The 15,156-nt window shown below is 59.3% G+C and carries 18 protein-coding genes and 1 tRNA gene; 16 read left to right on the plus strand and 3 right to left on the minus strand.

What is annotated here, in order from left to right; genetic code table 11:
* Positions 1-22: 22 nt before the first annotated feature.
* Positions 23-589, minus strand: coding sequence for a FumA C-terminus/TtdB family hydratase beta subunit (locus tag H8699_RS08035; protein WP_249285228.1), 567 nt, complete (start codon positions 587-589; stop codon positions 23-25).
* Positions 565-1,455 (minus strand): fumarate hydratase, encoded by an 891-nt coding sequence (locus H8699_RS08040; RefSeq protein ID WP_249285229.1) that lies wholly within the window; start codon positions 1,453-1,455, stop codon positions 565-567. Before H8699_RS08040 ends, H8699_RS08035 begins: the two co-directional genes overlap by 25 nt.
* Positions 1,456-1,593: 138 nt before the next feature.
* Here H8699_RS08040 and H8699_RS08045 point away from each other — a divergent pair, with 138 nt between their 5' ends.
* From H8699_RS08045 to H8699_RS08120, 16 genes are all read left to right on the plus strand, one after another.
* On the plus strand, positions 1,594-2,385 hold the full coding sequence (locus tag H8699_RS08045; protein WP_249285230.1) for an MBL fold metallo-hydrolase: 792 nt from the start codon (positions 1,594-1,596) through the stop codon (positions 2,383-2,385).
* A 15-nt stretch (positions 2,386-2,400) separates the two neighbouring features.
* Positions 2,401-3,366, plus strand: coding sequence for a CPBP family intramembrane glutamic endopeptidase (locus H8699_RS12525; protein ID WP_249285231.1), 966 nt, complete (start codon positions 2,401-2,403; stop codon positions 3,364-3,366).
* A gap of 4 nt (positions 3,367-3,370) precedes the next feature.
* Positions 3,371-3,847 carry a 23S rRNA (pseudouridine(1915)-N(3))-methyltransferase RlmH gene (gene rlmH / locus H8699_RS08055; RefSeq protein WP_249285232.1) on the plus strand — a complete coding sequence of 159 codons (477 nt, stop codon included), beginning with the start codon at positions 3,371-3,373 and terminating at the stop codon, positions 3,845-3,847.
* 14 nt (positions 3,848-3,861) lie between these two features.
* Positions 3,862-4,311: a nucleoside deaminase gene (locus H8699_RS08060; RefSeq protein ID WP_249285233.1), complete on the plus strand. Its 450-nt coding sequence runs from the start codon at positions 3,862-3,864 to the stop codon at positions 4,309-4,311.
* Positions 4,312-4,376: 65 nt separating this feature from the next.
* Positions 4,377-4,465: transfer RNA gene (locus tag H8699_RS08065), tRNA-Ser, on the plus strand.
* A 342-nt stretch (positions 4,466-4,807) separates the two neighbouring features.
* Positions 4,808-5,755, plus strand: coding sequence for a transglutaminase-like domain-containing protein (locus H8699_RS08070; RefSeq protein WP_249285234.1), 948 nt, complete (start codon positions 4,808-4,810; stop codon positions 5,753-5,755).
* Between the two features lie 19 nt (positions 5,756-5,774).
* On the plus strand, positions 5,775-6,818 hold the full coding sequence (locus tag H8699_RS08075) for a type II secretion system F family protein (protein ID WP_249285235.1): 1,044 nt from the start codon (positions 5,775-5,777) through the stop codon (positions 6,816-6,818).
* A gap of 22 nt (positions 6,819-6,840) precedes the next feature.
* The gene (locus H8699_RS08080) at positions 6,841-7,176 is read left to right on the plus strand and encodes a hypothetical protein (RefSeq protein WP_249285236.1); all 336 of its coding nucleotides are present in this window, start codon (positions 6,841-6,843) and stop codon (positions 7,174-7,176) included.
* Between the two features lie 21 nt (positions 7,177-7,197).
* Entirely contained in the window at positions 7,198-7,680 is a 483-nt protein-coding gene (locus H8699_RS08085; RefSeq protein WP_249285237.1) for a DUF4860 domain-containing protein, read from the plus strand.
* A complete protein-coding gene (locus H8699_RS08090) occupies positions 7,677-8,099 on the plus strand; it encodes a hypothetical protein (protein WP_249285238.1) in 423 nt (140 codons plus the stop codon). Before H8699_RS08085 ends, H8699_RS08090 begins: the two co-directional genes overlap by 4 nt.
* A complete protein-coding gene (locus tag H8699_RS08095; RefSeq protein WP_249285239.1) occupies positions 8,096-8,548 on the plus strand; it encodes a hypothetical protein in 453 nt (150 codons plus the stop codon). The genes H8699_RS08090 and H8699_RS08095 overlap by 4 nt, the downstream gene beginning before the upstream one ends.
* A gap of 12 nt (positions 8,549-8,560) precedes the next feature.
* Positions 8,561-9,619, plus strand: a complete 1,059-nt coding sequence (locus tag H8699_RS08100) for a type IV pilus twitching motility protein PilT (RefSeq protein ID WP_249285240.1) — start codon at positions 8,561-8,563, stop codon at positions 9,617-9,619.
* Positions 9,620-9,713: 94 nt separating this feature from the next.
* The gene (locus H8699_RS08105) at positions 9,714-10,955 is read left to right on the plus strand and encodes a BTAD domain-containing putative transcriptional regulator (RefSeq protein WP_249285241.1); all 1,242 of its coding nucleotides are present in this window, start codon (positions 9,714-9,716) and stop codon (positions 10,953-10,955) included.
* 138 nt (positions 10,956-11,093) lie between these two features.
* Complete coding sequence (locus H8699_RS08110) at positions 11,094-11,531, plus strand: hypothetical protein (RefSeq protein ID WP_249285242.1); 438 nt, start codon at positions 11,094-11,096, stop codon at positions 11,529-11,531.
* Positions 11,532-11,675: 144 nt separating this feature from the next.
* The gene (locus H8699_RS08115) at positions 11,676-12,014 is read left to right on the plus strand and encodes a DsrE family protein (RefSeq protein WP_249285243.1); all 339 of its coding nucleotides are present in this window, start codon (positions 11,676-11,678) and stop codon (positions 12,012-12,014) included.
* A 117-nt stretch (positions 12,015-12,131) separates the two neighbouring features.
* On the plus strand, positions 12,132-13,133 hold the full coding sequence (locus H8699_RS08120; protein WP_249285244.1) for a vWA domain-containing protein: 1,002 nt from the start codon (positions 12,132-12,134) through the stop codon (positions 13,131-13,133).
* A 96-nt stretch (positions 13,134-13,229) separates the two neighbouring features.
* On the opposite strand, the gene H8699_RS08125 is transcribed toward H8699_RS08120, so the two are convergent.
* Positions 13,230-15,137 (minus strand): carbohydrate-binding domain-containing protein, encoded by a 1,908-nt coding sequence (locus H8699_RS08125; protein ID WP_249285245.1) that lies wholly within the window; start codon positions 15,135-15,137, stop codon positions 13,230-13,232.
* Between the last annotated feature and the right edge of the window lie 19 nt (positions 15,138-15,156).

Consider the following 15,156-nt stretch of genomic DNA (forward strand, 5'->3'; position numbering starts at 1 on the left):
AATCATCAGCAGGGGCGGCGGGTTATTTCAGCGAATCCAGATATTGCCTGGGCCCCAGCTCATACAAGTCGTTCCCCAGCGAATCGATCGCCACCACGGCGGGGAAATTCTCCACCTCCAGGCGGTAGACCGCCTCGCTGAGCAGATCCGGAAAGGCGCAGACCTGGGCCGATTTAACCCGCTGGGCCAATAACTGCGCGGCCCCGCCGGTGGCGGCGAAATACACCGCGCTGTTGCGGATAATCGCCTCGCGAACGGCCGGGCTGCGCGGCCCCTTGCCCAGCATGGCGGCCAGCCCCAAATCCAGCAGCCGGGGGGCGTACTTGTCCATGCGGGAGCTGGTGGTGGGCCCGCAGGCGCCGATGGGGCGGCCCGGCGGAGGCGGGCAGGGCCCTACGTAAAATATCGTCTGCCCGGCAAGAGATACCGGCAGGGGCTTGCCTTCGTTTAACAATGCGTCAAAACGGGCATGGGCGGCGTCCCGCCCGGTATAAAGCACCCCGGTGAGCGATACCAGGTCCCCCGCGTGCAGGGTGGAGATGACTTGCGGCTCCAGAGGCAGGGTCAACGGAATTTCATGTGCGGACATCTGCCTTCCTCCTTTACGTCCTGCATGTGCAGCGTGGCGCTGGCATGGCGGGCGGCGTTGCACTGGATGCTGACCGCCACCGGCAGGCAGGCGATATGGGTGGGGCTGACCTCCAGATGTACGGCCATCGCTGTGGTGCGTCCCCCTACGCCCTGGGGGCCGATGCCCAGGGCGTTGATGCGTTCGAGCAGTTCGGCCTCGATCTGGGCGGCCTGCGGTTCGGGATTGGGCTGCCCCACCTCCCGCAGCAGCGCGTGTTTGGAGAGCAGGGCGGCTTTTTCCATGGTCCCGCCCAGGCCAACGCCCACGATGATGGGCGGACAGGGGCTGCCGCCGGCCTCTTTTACGCATTGCACGACGAAATCCTTAACGCCCGCCAGCCCATCAGAGGGGGTGAGCATTTTAAGCTGGCCCTTGTTTTCGCTGCCCGCGCCCTTGGGCGCCACGGTGATCTTGAGCGTATCCCCGGGCACCAGGCGCAGATGGATCACAGCGGGGGTATTATCGCCCGTGTTTTTACCGGTGAGCGGATCGCGGATGGACTTACGCAGGTAGCCATCCTGATAGCCGCGGCGCACGCCCTCGTGGATGGCGGCCTCCAGATCGCCGCCGGCCAGGCGCGCCTGCTGGCCCAACTCTACCCATACGATGGCCACGCCGGTATCCTGGCAGATGGGCAGGTTTTCACGCCCGGCGAGCTGGGCATTTTCGATCAACTGCCCCAGCAACGCGCGGCCCAAAGGCTGGGTTTCCTGCTGGCGCGCCCTTTGCAGGGCGGCCATGGCGTCGGGCGGCAGCGCGCAGCAGGCGTCGATGCACAGCTGGCGCACCTGATCGGTAATTTGTTGTGTAGTTATCGCACGCATAAAAGCCTCCTTGGTATTAAAAGGATATAGCGTATCAATCGTTATTAAGGATAGCACGCGCCGCGCCGGTTGTGCAAGGCGGGGTTTCACGTTATAATAGGCTATAAGGGCGTTTGGTACGCCTGTAAGGAGGAAAAAATGGAACTTTGCACGCTTTTTTCGGGCTCCAGCGGCAATGCCTGTCTGATCCGCTGCGGGGATACGCAGCTGCTTGTGGATGCGGGGGTATCCGCCAAGCGGCTGGTGGGCGCGCTGCGCAATTTGGATGTGGACCCCGGAGAGCTGAGCGGCATTCTGGTCACCCATGAGCATATCGACCATATCCGGGGGATCGACGTGCTATCCAAATCTTACAACCTGCCCGTTTACGCCAATGAGGGCACCTGGGCGGCCATGGAGCCCAAGGTGGAGCGGGTGGCCCTGCGCAACCGCCGGGCCTTTCAGCGCGCGCAGGATTTTTATATCCGGGATATCAACGTACAGCCCTTTTCCATCCCGCACGATGCGGCGGACCCGGTGGGTTACGTGCTGACAAGCGGGAAGTGCCGCTTTGCGATGGCGACGGATATGGGCTATGCGCACCCGGATGTGCTGGAAACGCTGAAGGGGTGCCAGGGGATCGTGTTGGAATCGAACCATGATGAGGAGATGCTGCGCCGGGGGAAATACCCTGCGCGGCTGAAACAGCGCATATTGGGCCGGAAAGGGCATTTGAGCAACGCGACCTCGGGCGAGCTGGCGTTGAAGCTGGCCCAATCCGGCACGCGGGCGCTGCTCCTGGCCCACCTGAGCCGGGAGAATAACCTGCCTGAACTGGCCTTTTCCACTGTTAGCGGCTGCCTTAGCGCGGGCCAGGTGGAACCGGGGAAGGATATCTATTTGCAGCTGGCTCCCGCAGATGGCGCCAGCGCGCTGATTAAAATGGGATAGAGGATGCAAGAAAAAGTGGAGAATCAAACCAAAGCGAGTCTGAGCCTGTTCCAAGCGGGATGGGTGTACTTTACCGCAGCGATCGGGATGATCGTACTGCCTTTTTTGCTGCTGCCCGTGCAGTATCTGCCGGGCGGAGACTACCTCACGCAGCTTTTGATCTACGGGTTAGCCATTGCGCTGCCGGTTTTTTTGTTCGCCCATCTGGGAGTCAAGGCGCCGCTGCGCCAGACGCTGCAATTTGGCGGCATCCGGATCGGAGAGCTGTTGCTGGTGGCGGGCATGGCCGTGGTGGGCTATGCGGTCGTGATCTTTTTTAACTTTCTCTGGAGCCTGTTGTTGGATGCGGTCGGTTACCCGGCGATGCCGCAGGTCATGCCGCAGGTCTCGGGCGGATGGGACTTGGCGGTGAATCTGGGCATGGTGGCGCTGCTGCCGGGCATACTGGAGGAACTGTTGATGCGCGGCGGGATCATGCCGGCCTTCCGTGTCTGGGGCAAGTGGCCCGCCATTTTGATTACCGCGGTGTTGTTTGGCCTGCTACACATGAACCTGCGGGCGCTGCTTTATGCTACGATACTGGGTGGCATAATGGGGTATGTGACCTATCGGACGGGTTCGGTCATGGCGGGGATGGTCTATCACTTCTTTAATAATGCCATTGGCGTATTGCTCAGCGCCGCGGCCGATGGGCTGCAGGCCGCAGCCGGCGGCGCGGTGCAACAGGCCCAAACGCTGCTGGAGCTGCCGGTGGATGAATTATTGGCCTCCGGGCTGGCGATCGGGCAGCTGGCGATGGCGGCCACGGGTATCTTTATCGTGCTGCTTTACAACTTTAACCGGATAACGGCGCAAAAGGCGGCCCTGGCCCAGGCGCAGCCGCGGCCGGAGAAGCCCAGGAGCTGGACTTGGCTGATCCCGTTTATTCTGGCGGTTGTGGCCTGCATTCTGGTGATGCTTTTATCGCTGATAGGAGGCTAAACGGGTGGATATTCGGGTGATCGCCGTGGGCAGCTTAAAAGAGACCTATTGGCGGGGCGCTTGCGCGGAATATCTTAAACGCCTACAGGCCTATGCCAAGGTCGAGGTGGTGGAGCTGGCGGATGAAAAGGCGCCCGAGCGGCTCAGCGAGGCGCAGCGCCAGCAGGTCATGCGCAAAGAGGGCGAGCGCATCCTTTCCCGTATTCGGGAAAGAGAGGTGGTTGCGGCGCTTTGTATCGACGGCAGGGCGTATACTTCCGAGGCGTTTGCCAACTGGCTGGGCGAGGTGGAGCAGGGCGGAAATCCCCTGGTGCTGGTCATCGGCGGTTCGCTGGGGCTGCACGAATGCGTGCTCAAACGCGCACAGTACCGGTTGAGCTTTTCCGCAATGACTTTTCCGCATCAGCTGTGCAGGGTGATCCTGCTCGAGCAGGTATACAGGGGTTACCGCATCCTGCGCAACCAGCCCTACCATAAATAATGCAGGTGAGCGGAATGACTTTTGTTGAAGATTATATGCGCCAGGCGCTGGCACAGGCGCAAATGGCCCTGCAGGCGGGCGAGGTGCCGGTGGGCGCGGTGGTGGTGCGCGAGGGGCGGATCATCGCCCGGGCGCATAACGAGCGCGAGAGGCTGGGCGACCCGACCGCCCACGCAGAGGTGCTGGCCTTGCGGCGGGCGGCGCAGGCGGTGGGCGACTGGCGGCTTGAGGACTGTACGATGGTGGTGACATTGGAACCCTGCCCGATGTGTGCGGGCGCGATCGTGCAAGCGCGCCTGGGGCAGTTATTCTTTGGCGCTTACGATATGCGCTATGGCTGCTGCGGGAGCGTCTTGGCCCTGCCGGAGGATGAACGGCTGCAGGGCGCCTGCCGCGTGGCGGGCGGCTTTTTGGAAGAAGAATGTGCGGCGCTGATGCACAGCTTTATGCAGGGCAGGCGTTAGAAAAGCTGTTGCAGGGGCCTTGTCAAGGCCCGGCGGATATGGTAAAATGATGTTCGTTATCATGTGGAGAGGTATCGAAGTGGTCATAACGGGGCTGACTCGAAATCAGTTTGCGTGAAAGCGCACATGGGTTCGAATCCCATCCTCTCCGCCACCAGCGTAATGCTGGGTTTAGGTTCGCAAACTACCGATGTGGTTTGCGAACTTTTTTATACCCAAAACGGACACTTATATCATCAGGGGTAAATGCTCCCGGGTTCGAGCCTTCTACCTGATTAGAAAAAACAGGCTTGTTATAGCCATGAACATGCAAGCAGGATGCGTATGCGAAAGGTTATGTGACCGCTGCATGACAAAGCGGCGGTATAATAAGCCCAAGAGGAGCGCCTTCCGGTCAGCGCCAACGCTTTACATCGCGTAGGGGCTCCGGTATACTGGAGGTGCGGGGCAGAGGCCCCGCATATTAAAACTTTAGTACTGTAAAGGTGGGCTGCGTGTGCGCAAAGAGGCCTTGAGAGCCGGTGCGCTGTTGCTTACCCTTGCTTTATTATTGCCGGTAGCGGGCTGCCAGGGCGGGGCGGATGGCCCTGTGCAAAGCAGCGCTGCTGTACAAAGCGCGGGCCCAAGCATGCCCAAGCGGGATGCGGCGCCCCAGGTGTTGGTGCCCGAAGCGCCGGGAACGGAGACGCTGGGCAACGACAAGGTGTGGATCGACGTTTCCAACCGGGGTGAAGGCTATATCACCGTGCGCTATGATGGCGATAACGACAAGGTCAAGCTACAGATCACCTGTGGCGAGGGCGAAACCTACACGTATAATCTGCAAAAGGATGTACCGGAAGTATTCCCGCTGACAGCGGGAGACGGCCAGTACAGAATTGGCGTATATGAAAATATTTCGGGCACGAAGTATTCCCAGGTGTTCAGCGGGGAGCAGGCGGTTGCGCTGGACAGCGAATTCGGGCCGTTTTTATACCCTAACCAGTATGTAGATTTTGACGAAGACAGCCAAGCTGTGGCCAAGGGCGCGCAGCTGGCCGAAGGGGCGGCCGATGAGCTGGAAGTGGTAGGGCGGATATACGATTTTGTGGTGGGGGAGATTCGCTACGATTACGATAAGGCGGATAATCCCACCAGCAATTATCTGCCCGATATCGATGAGACCCTGCAAAGCCGGATGGGGATCTGCTTTGATTACGCGGCGCTGATGACGGCGATGTTGCGCACGCAGCGCATCCCCACCAAGCTGGTGATCGGTTACGTGGGCGAGCTGTACCACGCCTGGATCAGCGTGTATATCGAAGGGCAGGGGTGGATCAATAATATCATCTATTTTGACGGCGAGAAGTGGACCCGGATGGACCCGACCATGGCCTCCACGGGCGGGGGCGCGCAGGAGTATGTGGGAGATGGAAAATCCTACCACGAGCTGTATTACTATTAGGGCCGGAAGGAGAAAGACGATGGCAAAAAAAGTGCGCCAACTCTCAAACCAGGAGATTGCCGCGTTTTGTGAGCAATTATCATTTATCGTCAAGGCCGGGATCACCCTGCAAGAGGGCCTGGTGATGATGGCGGAGGACCTTAAAGGGGGCGAGGGCGCGGCGCTGCTGGGCCAGCTGCTAGAGCACGTGGAGCTGGGGCAGCCCTTGGCCTACGCCCTTAGGGAAAGCGGCGTTTTCCCCGATTATATGGTCAATATGGTACAGATCGGCGAGGCGGCGGGCCGGCTGGAAGAAGTGTTGGACGCCCTGACTGCATACTACCAACGCAGCGAGGCGCTTTCGCGCGCCATCCGCAGCTCCATAACCTACCCGCTGGTGATGATCGCGGTGATGGTGGCGGTGATCCTGGTGATCATCATCGAGGTATTGCCGGTGTTTCAGGAGGTGTTTGCCCAGCTGGGCGGGGAGGTCAGCACCTTTGTACAGGGTATGATGGACTTTGGCGCTACGGTCAGCCGCTATTCTGCTTGGATCATCGGCGCGCTGGTGGCTTTGGTGCTGGCTTTTTTGATCCTGCGCAGCTTCCCCAAAGGGCGTGGCGCCCTTTCCGCGCTGTATGCGGCGATTTTCCGCAAGACGAACGATACGCTTTCTTCCGGACGGTTTGCCTCCGCGATGGCGCTGATGCTCTCCAGCGGTATGGATGTGGACGAGTGCCTGGAGATGGCTACGGATCTGATCGAGGATGAGCGGGTGAGGCGCAAAATCGCCGCGGCGCGTGAGCAGGTGGCCGCGGGCGAGGGCTTTGCCAATGCGATCGTTTCAGCGGGGCTGTTTTCCGGCCTTTATGGAAAAATGGTGACCATCGGTTTCCAGACGGGGGCGCTGGACAGTGTGATGCACAAGATCGCCGCACGTTATGAGGAGGAGACCGACCGCAGGCTGGGGGCGCTGATCGCCGCACTGGAACCTACGCTGGTGGCCATCCTTTCGATCATCGTAGGGATGATCCTGCTCTCGGTCATGCTGCCGCTGCTGGGCGTTATGTCCGCGATCGGCTAAGGATGGAAGGATAGGAGCAAAAATGGCCAGAAATATTTTTGCCAGGCCTCAGCGCGGGCTGGCGCGCAGGCTACCCGCCCTGCTGACGGTTTTATTTGCCGCGGCGATATTGGTGGGCGTGACCCTGGGTGCGCGGGATGTGTCCAACACCACCCGTCAGGAGCAGCTTGCCGCGGCCCAGCAGGCCGTGCGCCGCGCGGCGGTGCAATGCTATGCCATTGAAGGGCAGTATCCCAGCGACCTGGAGTACTTGCAGACCCATTACGGGTTGATCCTCAACCGGGATAAATATGTTTACCATTATAACAGTATCGGGTCGAACCTGATGCCGGAGATCAGCGTTTTCCCGGCGGAGTGAAACGGAAAGGAGGCGGCATAGATGGAGCGTAAGCGGCATGTAACGGATATCGTGATTTCCCTTTCGCTTTTCTGCGTGTTCGCCGTCCTAGCGCTGTTCGTGGTGGTGTTGGGGGCGAATGTGTATAAGGGGATCTCGCGGGATATGCAGGCCAATACCGATGCGCGCAGCTCGATCATCTACCTGACGGAGAAGGTGCGCCAGACAGGCGAGCCGGGGCAGGTGGAGATCGGCGCGGTGGGCGGTTCGCCCGCGCTGATCCTATATCAGCACGAGGGCGGGCAGGCCTATGCCACCTGGATCTTTGTAGGCGAAGGGCAGCTGCGCGAGGTGACCCTGGAAAAAGGCCAGCAGGCTGATGCGCAGGATGGGCAGCAGATCATGGCGCTGCAGGCGTTGGAGCTGCACATGGCGGGGGGAGACCTGATGCAGATCGCCGCAACCGGGCAGGATGGACAAGTGTATGAAGGCGCCGTGGCCCTTGTGGGCGGCGGGATCGGGTGACGGATATGCAGCGATCATCAAGTAAGCTTTTTTTGTTGGAAATGGCGATCATCCTGGTGTTCTTTTCCTTTGCCGCCGCGGTCTGCACCAATCTATTCGTCAAGGCCAAGGTGCTGAGCGTGGAGAGCACGGAGTTGACGATGGCTACGCTCAAGGCGCAGGCGGCTGCTGAGGCGGTCGAAGCGGCGGGGGGCGAGAAAGAAGAGCTGGCGCGGCTGCTGGAGGGCTCTGCTGGCCAGGACGGCGTGACCGTAAGCTATGATGAGGATTGGCGCCAAACTGCACAAGGACGGTATAGTCTGACCGTTCTTCTGACGCGCAAGGATGCGCTGGTGCAGGCGGAGATTACCGTCAGCAAGGCGCAAGAGGAGATATTTGGGCTGAACACCGGCGTGCTGGTGCGGGAGGTGGCGCCATGAACGGACGCAAAAGCGGTTTTAGCATCGGCACCGGGAGCATCTCGATCCTGACGCTGTTTGTGGTGCTCTGTTTAACCACGTTTGCCGCCCTGGCGCTGACCGGAGCCAGAGCGGACAAGGCGCTGGCGGATAACGCGGCCCAGGCGGTACGGGATTATTACGCGGCCGATCTTGAGGCCGAAACGCATTTGGCGGATATTCTGACGGCGGTAAAGGGAAACCCGCAATGGCAGGAGGCGCTGGAGACGCAGGACGTCCATTATACGGTGGAAGACGGCGCCTTAACGGTGGCGTTTACACAGCAGATCGACGCGCGGCGGACCTTAAAGGTACGCGCCGCCTTAATGCTGGACCAGGATGGGCTGCCCGGCGGCGGATGGCAAAAACAGCTGTGGCAGGTGGAAAGTGAGCAGAACCAGCAGGAACAAAAGCCGAACCTGCTGCACTAAAGGAGGTAGGGCATGCAAGCGGAACAGATCTTAAAAGCGGCGGCGGAAAAGCAGGCCTCGGATATCTTTATCGTGGCGGGCGTTGAGCTGTCCTTTAAAATAAAGAACCAGATCCAGCGCATGGGCGAGGAGCGGATGATGCCGGAGGATACGGAGCGCATTATCCTGGAGATCTATTCGCTGGGGCAGCGGGACCCGGCGCGGATGCTCAAGACCGGAGATGATGATTTTTCCTTCTCACTGGTCGGGGTTTCCCGCTTTAGGGTCAGCGTTTACCGCCAGCGCGGCTCGCTGGCCGCCGTGGTGCGGGTGATCGCCTTCCAACTGCCGGACCCCAAGGAGCTGGGCATCCCGGATATCGTGCTGGAGCTGGGCAAGCGCCCCAAGGGGCTGGTGCTGGTCACGGGCCCGGCGGGCAGCGGCAAGTCTACCACCCTGGCGTGTATTATCGATGCGATCAACCACAGCCGGGTATGCCACGTGGTAACGCTGGAGGACCCCATTGAGTTTTTGCACCGGCACGATAAAAGCATTATCAGCCAGCGGGAGATCGATACGGATACCGAAAGCTATCAGGTAGCCCTGCGGGCGGCGCTGCGCCAGGCGCCGGATGTGATCCTGCTGGGCGAGATGCGGGATTATGAGACTATCAGCGTGGCGATGACGGCGGCGGAGACCGGGCATTTGGTAATTTCGACCCTGCACACCATGGGCGCGGTCAACACCATCGACAGGATTATCGACGCCTTTCCGCCCAACCAACAAGGGCAGATTCGCGTGCAGCTTTCTACCGCGCTGCAGGCCGTGGTTTCCCAGCAGCTGCTGATGACCAAGAGCGGCAAGGTGGCCCCGGCCTTTGAGATCATGCTGTGCAATCCGGCTATCCGCAATATGATCCGCGAGGCCAAGACGCACCAGATCGATACGGCGATCTTCTCTTCAGCAGCTGAGGGCATGGTCGGGATGGATGCCAGCTTGCTCAAAATGTGTAATGAGGGGATTATTACCCCGGAGGATGCTGTTATGCACAGCGCGTCCGCCGAGCTGATGCGAAAGAAATTGAGGGTTTAAGGGTAAAAGTATTTGACTATAAAGTACATTACCGGCTGTGCGTTGTGCTATAATACCTAGAATATATACCGATAGAAAGGGAGCATATACCGTTATGACACAAGAGGCGGTGCTTCAGGTCCAAATGCTGGGAGGGTTCCAGGTCTCCTACGGCCAAACTGAGGTGGTGGCCCGCAACAGCCGCAACAGCAAGGTGCTGCAGCTGTTTGCCTACCTGGTTTGCAACCGGGACAAGATGATCCGCCAGGATGAGTTGATCGGCATTTTGCTGCGGGATGAGGAAAGCGAAAATCCCGTAGGGATGCTTAAGAACCTGGTCTACCGCCTGCGCAAGACCCTGGAGGCCGCGGGCGTTACCCGTGCATGCATCCAGTATAAAAAGGGCGCGTACGGCTTTTGCGCTGCGGTGCCTTGTACGGTCGATATAGAGCGCTTTTCCCAGCGTATCCAGAATTTGCGGGAGAATCCGCTGCCGGACGATGAGGCGCTGGCGCAATATCTTGAGGCGGCCGAGCTTTACGATGGCGGCTTTTTGCCGCGCTTTTCGCGTGAACCGTGGGTGGTCGGCTACTCGGTGCGCTACCAAGGGATGTATGGGGAGTGCCTGGAGCGCGCCTGCGCGCTGGCCAACCACACCGGCGAGCAGGAAAGGCTTTTGCCATACCTGCGCAAGGCCGTAAAGCTATATCCCTATGAAGAAACGCTGGCCGTGCTGTATTTGGATACGCTTTACCGGGCCAAGCGGGTAAAAGAGGCGCTGGAGGCGTACGAGGCGATTTGCGCCACACTGCTTAACGATCTGGGCATCGGCCCTACAGAGCGGCTGCGCCAGCAGTTTGATATTATCTCTAGCGGGGTGCAGGAGGTAACGCCATCGGTCATGGAGGTCCGCAGCCGGATGGCGGAGGCAGAGCGGGAGCCGGGCGCCTATTTTTGCAACCTGGAGGTTTTTACCAGCTTATACCGCTTTGTGCTGCGGCATATGGAGCGCAGCACACATTCTGTCTATTTGATGCTGTGCACCCTGAAGGAGGAAGATGGAGAGGCGCTGCCTACCGGGGAACGGATGCGAAAGGTGAGCGAGAGTTTCCGTGCTGCAGTTAAGGAATCGCTGCGGCGGGGGGATACGTACACGCGCTACAGCTCCTCCCAATTCGTGCTGATGCTGATGGAGATCAAGCAGGAGGATTGCGACGGCGTTGCCCAGCGGATTCGGCACAGGTTTCACCGGTTTCCCAAAATGGGCCGGGTTCAGCTGGATTTTAAGTGCATCTCCGCCGCGGATATGGATGAAATGATGGAACGGCGCGAAAATCAGGCGCTTGCGAGTTGGTAACAGACGACGGTATTTGCGCCTTTCGATAAATCGGAGGGCGTTTTTTACGGAATAAAGGCCTATATGTTGGATATGCGTGACCGCTGCTGCGACCCTGACGTGATAGGATAAGGATATAAAAAGGGGAGGGCGGCAAGGTTGCGGGAGGGAATTTGGATTTGCGTAGACGCTTGGGAGGAATCCCGGATATTGGGCCGGTTTTACCATGCCGCCACGGGGAAAGGCGCGTTTAAAGACCTGAACCAGTTGCTGTTGCGGCTGGAGGAGCGTTTTGACGAGGTAAATGCGCCCAGGGCTACGACGGTCAGCCGGTCTTTTGGGCAAAGGGTTAAAGTGCAAAAGGATAAGGGAAAAGGGACTGTGGAAAAGATGAAGGAAAAACCAGAAGCGGGGAAAAAGGCTACCTTTATGGTGCAGGTACAGTATCGCGAAAACGCGAGCTGGCAGGGTCAGATCACTTGGGTAGAAGCGAATCAAACCCGAAATTTTCGCAGCGCGCTGGAGCTGATCAAGCTGATGGACAGCGCTGCCGGGAGCGATAGACTCCCTGAACAAAGGGAACAGGCCAGGGACTAATAAGGCAATAAAACGGAGCAATGCCGCAGGGAACTGCGGCTTTTTTTATTGCGCGGCGGTGTAGCCCAAAGCACCCAGCCGGGCATGGAAAACGCGGGAGGCGCAAGCGTATAATAGTAAAAACGATGAAGTGGAGGGAACAAGATGCGCGTGATATTTCATGTGGATGAGGAGGAAAAATGGCCCCTAGCCCTGGGAAATGTAAAAAATATGGTAGCTTACTGCCGGCAAAATGCCAGCGCTTATGAGATCGAGGTCGTAGCCAACAGTCAGGCGGTCTTAACTTATCGCGAAAGCGGACATCTGGAAGCGGAAATGCAGGCGCTAAGCCAGCAGGGCGTAAAATTTGCCGCATGCCAAAATGCACTGCGGGCATTGGGCATCTCCCAAGAGGAGTTGAGCGGCTTTGTACACCCGGTGCCGGCAGGGGTCGTCGAGTTGGCGCAAAAACAGGCGCAGGGCTTCGCCTACATCAAGCCATAAAGGGTGCGCAGCCCGGGCGGAGCTAGGGGATATATCCATTTACAATAAAAACACCATTACGCTTTGCGGCATAAGATATATAGGATTCGTATATCTCACATGCAAAGGGGTGTTTTTATGGGATTGACATTGATCAATCAAAACGTTAGTAAAAGTTATATTGGCTGTGACGAAATTTTTTCCGTCCAGCTGACCTTGGCCGCGGCGCCGAGCTTGCTGGAAAAACCCTGCGATATCGTTTTGGCGGTCAACACGTCAGACGGCATGGGCGGCGAGGCGCTGGGCGAGATCAAAGAGATGGCCGGGCGGCTGATCCGTTTGGTAGCTGCACAAACCCATGGCGGCCGGGCAGATCATATCGGCGCAGGAAACCGGATGGGGCTGATCAGCTTTAGCGACGAAGCTTATATTGAGGTTTGGCCCATCACCGCAGCGGTAGGACTGCGATGCAGATTGAATAAGCTGCGCGTAGGCGGAAAGGCTAATCACGCGGACGCGTTTATCAAGGCGCGGGCGCTTTTTAATATGCAATCCGCAAGCCGTAAAGTGTTGATCGTATGGACAGACGGCGTGCATACGGCGGGCGGGCCGTCCGCCAAGGCCGCCGACAAACTCAGAGAGATGGGCGTAGAAATCTATTGCGTAGGCGTTTCTGCCCGTAACGAGGTAAATACCCGGGCGTTGAACGCCTGGGCCAGCGGGCCCGAAGGGGCGCACGTGTTTTTGCCGCATAAGAGCGCTCGGACGGCCTGGAAGAATCTAACGCATAGCCTTACCTGCGCGGGGGCGACAGATCTCGTGCTCCAGGAGCGGTTTGGCAGAGCGTTTCACATCGTCGGGACGCCCAAGGCCAGCAAAGGGCGCGCACGCAGGATCGGGCAGCGGACCTTAAGATGGGATATCGACGCGCTGGGCGTAGACGGGGCGCAGGGCGCTACGCTGCACTTTTTACTGCGGCATACCGGCGGGGGAGAAGGGCTAAAGCCTATTGCCCATAGCGCCGTGTACGCGGATAAACAGCAAAATGACGTTCAGATCCCTATACCGAAGGTGCAGATCCAATGCGGAGCGGGCTTTGGCTCTCTGGCGGGGGAGGATTGGGAGGATGGACAGCCGTGATTCCAGCGGTACACTGGGATGGCAATTAAACATTGCGGCACACAATAAAGCAAGGACGGGCAGGGGATTATCCCCTGCCCGTCTTTCCGAATGACTTTAGTTTCGCGGCGCGCCGTTGCCCCCGCGGGGCATTTGCCCATCGCCGCCCGGCATGCGCCCATTGCCGGTTCCGCCCATATTGCCGCCCATGCCGCCGGTGGTCACCCCGCTTTCATTGAGATAGGTGATGCCCTCGGCGGCGGTAAAGCTGACCGTATTATCGCCGCAGGTAAGCGCATATTCGCTGTCCGCTGCCAGGCTGGGCAGGGAAAGGATGACGTTGCGGAAGGCTTTTCCGGGCGTAAAGGATGCCAGCGTATTGCCCTCTTTATCCGTCAGAACGATCGGCGTACCGGCCGCCTGCTGGGCCGTGCAGGTCATGGAGAGAATGTTTTGGCTGTCCTGCTGTGTGGGCGTTTGCACCATGCCGGCGCTGCCTGCGGCGATGAGGAGCCCGCCGGTGACTTCAAAGCTGCCGTCAAAATCCAGCGCGCCGTTGCCGTCGTTCACCGGTCCGCTGATCAGCAGGGTACCGCCGCTCATTGTGATGGACCCATTGGAATCCAACCCGTCGCCGGAGGCATCCACGTAGATCGTGCCGCCGCTGATGGTGATGGTGCAGTTGCTGTTTCCGCCGGAACCGGGCGCCGCCATGCCTTGGCTTGCCGTCTCGCTCCCATCGCTGGCGTTGATCCCGTCATCGCTGGCGACAAGGGCGATCTCACCGCCGGAAATATCAATGCTCGTGCCCTCTAGCCCCTCGTAACAGGCGGATATATCCAGCGTGCCGCCGGAAACGGACAGCGCCCCATCGGCGTGCAGGGCGTCATCCCCCGTAGCCAGGTTAAACGTGCCGCCGGATACCGTAAGGGCGCCATTGCTGTGCAGCGCGTCGTCCAGCGTATCAAGGTCAAACGTGCCATCGGTGATGGAAAGCAGGCCACCGGCTTTAAGGCCCTTGGCGCTGGTCTCATCCTCCTGCGCGGTTTGCTCCGCGCTGGGGAAGCCGCCGCCGCGTACCATCTCATTGCCATCTGTGTGCGCCGCCGCGTTGGCGCTGCCCCCGGCGGTGACGATGCGCAGATCACCCCCGCTGATGAACAAGCCCGCGTACGCCTGGATGCCGTCGCCCTGGGCGGCAATATCCAGCGTTCCGCCAAGAATCACGATGGAACCTTTGGCGGCGTCCGTATCGTTGGTGGATTTCAGCCCGTCGTCCTGCGCGCGCAGGGTAACCGTTCCGTCCTGAACCACCAGCAGATCCCGCCCCAATATGGCATCATCCGCCGCGTCGATGGTGATCTGTCCTTCCATGATCTTGAGCGTATCTTTGCTGGCGATGCCGTTGTTATACTGGGCTTCGACGGTCAAGCTGCCCGTGCCGTTTATGGTCAGGTCGTCTTTACAAAACAGGGTGGCGTTGGGCTCGTCGCTTTCTGCATCAGGGAAGACGTAATCGCTCCCGTCGCTTAAGGTATTCTCCGTACCGGGCGCCAGGCTGACCACGGTCTTGCCGGCCTGCTTGGCATAAAGGGGCGAGGAGGTGGAGCAGTGCATGCTTACGCCGTTGAGGATCAAGCGCACCACATCGTCCTTTCCGGCGTCTACGATCAGCTGCCCCTCGGCCAGCGTGCCGGTCAGCACATAGGTGCCGGGGGAGGTGATGGTGACGCAATTACCGCTGACGCTGGCCCCCGCCCCGGAAACCGATGCGGCTGTGCCGGAAAATGCGATGGCGGTGGCGTTGCCCTCATCCCAGGCGGTATAGCTGTCATCCGCATCAAAGGTCACCTGGGGCTGGGTAACGGATACTGCGCCCTGTTCGGTGCCGGAAGCGCTCTGCTGCGCGGCGGATGCGGAGGGAGCAGCTGTTTGGGTATTTTGTCCGCTGGCGCATCCGGGCAGCAGTGCAGAACTCAACAGCAATGCAATACAGGTATAAATAACTTTATTCTTTCGGCTCACGGTGGGCCTCCTTTCTGTG

Origin of the sequence: Luoshenia tenuis, assembly GCF_014384745.1 — a bacterium.
GTDB lineage: Bacteria > Bacillota > Clostridia > Christensenellales.

Coding starts and splice junctions, on each gene's coding strand:
- H8699_RS08115 (WP_249285243.1), top strand. CDS start 11,676: ATGCGCGTGATATTTCATGTGGATGAGGAGGAAAAATGGCCCCTAGCC.
- H8699_RS08100 (WP_249285240.1), top strand. CDS start 8,561: ATGCAAGCGGAACAGATCTTAAAAGCGGCGGCGGAAAAGCAGGCCTCG.
- H8699_RS08035 (WP_249285228.1), bottom strand. CDS start 589: ATGTCCGCACATGAAATTCCGTTGACCCTGCCTCTGGAGCCGCAAGTC.
- H8699_RS08045 (WP_249285230.1), top strand. CDS start 1,594: ATGGAACTTTGCACGCTTTTTTCGGGCTCCAGCGGCAATGCCTGTCTG.
- H8699_RS08095 (WP_249285239.1), top strand. CDS start 8,096: ATGAACGGACGCAAAAGCGGTTTTAGCATCGGCACCGGGAGCATCTCG.
- H8699_RS08080 (WP_249285236.1), top strand. CDS start 6,841: ATGGCCAGAAATATTTTTGCCAGGCCTCAGCGCGGGCTGGCGCGCAGG.
- H8699_RS08085 (WP_249285237.1), top strand. CDS start 7,198: ATGGAGCGTAAGCGGCATGTAACGGATATCGTGATTTCCCTTTCGCTT.
- H8699_RS08120 (WP_249285244.1), top strand. CDS start 12,132: ATGGGATTGACATTGATCAATCAAAACGTTAGTAAAAGTTATATTGGC.
- H8699_RS08105 (WP_249285241.1), top strand. CDS start 9,714: ATGACACAAGAGGCGGTGCTTCAGGTCCAAATGCTGGGAGGGTTCCAG.
- H8699_RS08075 (WP_249285235.1), top strand. CDS start 5,775: ATGGCAAAAAAAGTGCGCCAACTCTCAAACCAGGAGATTGCCGCGTTT.
- H8699_RS08040 (WP_249285229.1), bottom strand. CDS start 1,455: ATGCGTGCGATAACTACACAACAAATTACCGATCAGGTGCGCCAGCTG.
- H8699_RS08060 (WP_249285233.1), top strand. CDS start 3,862: ATGACTTTTGTTGAAGATTATATGCGCCAGGCGCTGGCACAGGCGCAA.